The organism is Novosphingobium sp. B-7 (assembly GCF_000410615.1).
Lineage (GTDB): Bacteria > Pseudomonadota > Alphaproteobacteria > Sphingomonadales > Sphingomonadaceae > Novosphingobium > Novosphingobium capsulatum.
On sequence record NZ_KE148391.1, the window covers coordinates 1224 to 3676 of the forward strand.

Here is a 2453-nt window from a genome sequence, read left to right on the forward strand (position 1 = left end):
GCGTGGCGGCAACAATCCCCAGCGTGATTTCGGTAACGCGCGCGACTGCCGTATCGAACACGGCATAGGGCTGGTTGACCGATGGAAAGGCGATGATCGCCGCGGTATAGCCGGCGAGCATCAGGGTATAGGACCGTGCCGAGCGATCGAGCAGCGACACGGTGAGACAGCCACCCACCCACAGCGCCAGCACGGTGGAGAGGATCATCGGCGTATCGACCAGCACCGGCACCACGGCCACGGCAAAGACCGCGCCGACAAACGTGCCGATCACGCGGTAGATCGCCTTGGATCGGGTGGCCCCGGCCAGCGGATTGGAGACGATGAACGCGGTGGTCATCGCCCAGAACGGGAACGGCAGCCCGACCCACAGCCCGATCCACAGCGCCAGAAACCCCGCCGCCACGGTCTTGGCCGAAAACAGCAGGGGTTGCACCCAGGCTTTGGGAAACAGGAACATGGGATCGGGCTGCTTTCGTTCAGGCCGCTTGCAACTGGCGCAGCAGGATGCGCGCCACCGCTTCGGAACTGGCCGGGTTCTGCCCGGTCACCAGGTTGCCGTCTTCCAGCGTGAACACGCCCCAATCCGGGCCCTTGCGATAGTCGCCGCCCTGCGCCTTGAATTCATCCTCGATCAGGAAAGGCACAACCTGGGTCAGGCCAACGGCCTCTTCCTCGCTGTTGGAAAAGCCGGTGACGGGGCGGCCGGCCACGATCGGGCGGCCATCGGCGCCCTTGACGTGGCGGAGCGCGCCGGGGGCGTGGCACACCAGGCCGAGCGGCTTGCCGGCGCGATCGAAGGCTTCGATCAGGGCGATGGACACCGGGCTTTCCGCCAGATCCCACAGCGGGCCGTGGCCGCCGGGATAGAACACCGCGTCAAAGCCGGCAGCATCGACATCGGCCAGCGGCGTGGTATGGGCCAGCGCCTGCTGCGCGGCAGTATCGGCGCGGAAACGCTCGGTGGCAGGCGTCTGGGCATCGGGTTCATCGCTGCGCGGATCGAGCGGGGGCTGCCCGCCGGCGGGCGAGGCCAGGACGATCTCGGCCCCGGCATCCTTGAACACGTAATAGGGGGCGGCAAACTCTTCCAGCCAGAAGCCGGTCTTGTGGCCAGTGTTGCCAAGTTCGTCGTGCGAGGTCAGGACCATAAGAATCTTCATGGATTTACTCCAGAGCGGCTGGCCGATCGAAGCCATCATGCCAGCGAAAGATGGACAGGGACATTCCCCATGATCGCCCGGCTATAAGGGCAGGCCCCATGGGCGGCCTCCATCAACGCACGAGCGCGTTTTGGATCCATGCCGGGCAAGGATACCGCCAGCGTGATGCCCAGGCCAAAGCCGCCTTCGGGGCGGGGCGCCAGGCCCACCGTGGCGGTGACGCTGGCATCGCCGGGAAGCGGCGGATGATTCTGATTTTTCAGTGTTTTCATCGTGCTGAGGAAACACGCGGCATAGCCGGCGGCAAACAGCTGCTCGGGATTGTTGCCATGGCCACGGCCGCCCAGTTCGGCGGGAAGATCGAGCCAGGCATGCAGCGTGCCATCGCTGGTCGCGACCTGGCCTTCGCGGCCGCCATGCGCGCTGGCGCTGGCCTGATAGAGGCAATCGGTGAGCATGGACGGGTCTCTCAAGCGGCAGAACCGGGGCATTGGCCGTTGGCACAGGGCATCTAGGCGCGAACGCGACGCCGCGCCAAGAAGCGTTGTGGCCAACATCCATAAAATTCCTTATGGATTGCGTCATGTCGCTCAACCGCCTGCGCGCCTTTGTCGAAGTCTATCGCCAGCGCTCGTTCACCACGGCGGCGCGCAACCTGGGGCTGACCCAGCCGGCCATTTCCCAGCAGATCGCCAGCCTGGAAGAAACCATCGGCCGGCCGCTGTTCGAACGGCACGGGCGCGGGGTGGTGCCCACGGGCACGGCCGACGAACTGGCATCGGACATTGGCGATCGGCTGGACCAGGCCGAGGCGGCCCTGGCGCAGGCCCGCGCGCGATCGGCCTTGCTGGCGGGATCGATCCAGATCGTGGGGCATCCCGATTTCCTCTCGGAAGTGGTGGCGCCGCAGCTGGGCACGCTGCTGGAAAGCGGCATTCGCGTGCGCCTGCACGGGGGCACGCGGGGCGAGATCGAGCGCATGCTGATCCATGGCGAGGCAGACCTGGGCGTTTCGGGCTTTCCCGCAGCCGACCGCCGCCTGCGCGGGGAGCATTTGCGCGACGAGGCGACCCGCGCCGTGGCAGCGCCCGCCGTGGTGGCGCGGCTGCGCGCGGCGCTGGCCGCGGGGACCGATCTTGCCACGTTCCTGGCCGGGCTGCCGCTGCTGTCCTACGGCCTTGATTACCCGCTGATCGACAACTGGCTGCGCCACAATGGCCTGAACCCCGAACTGACCACGCCGGCGATGGTCGGGCTGGACGTGCGCAGCCTGCGCGGCCTGCTGATGGG

Annotated in this window: 4 protein-coding genes; 1 reads left to right on the plus strand and 3 read right to left on the minus strand. The window is 67.0% G+C overall.

Features of this window, described 5'->3' with window-relative positions:
• From H926_RS34300 to H926_RS0116575, 3 genes are all read right to left on the minus strand, one after another.
• Positions 1–460: FUSC family protein (locus H926_RS34300; RefSeq protein WP_202804753.1), on the minus strand; the 460-nt coding region annotated here is incomplete at its 3' end.
• Between the two features lie 19 nt (positions 461–479).
• Positions 480–1163 carry a type 1 glutamine amidotransferase domain-containing protein gene (locus H926_RS0116570; protein WP_028658133.1) on the minus strand — a complete coding sequence of 228 codons (684 nt, stop codon included), beginning with the start codon at positions 1161–1163 and terminating at the stop codon, positions 480–482.
• Between the two features lie 35 nt (positions 1164–1198).
• Entirely contained in the window at positions 1199–1621 is a 423-nt protein-coding gene (locus H926_RS0116575; protein ID WP_022677311.1) for an organic hydroperoxide resistance protein, read from the minus strand.
• A 125-nt stretch (positions 1622–1746) separates the two neighbouring features.
• Between H926_RS0116575 and H926_RS28225 the strand changes: the two genes are divergently transcribed.
• A partial coding sequence (locus H926_RS28225; RefSeq protein ID WP_051146410.1) for a LysR family transcriptional regulator occupies positions 1747–2453 on the plus strand: 707 nt, incomplete at its 3' end.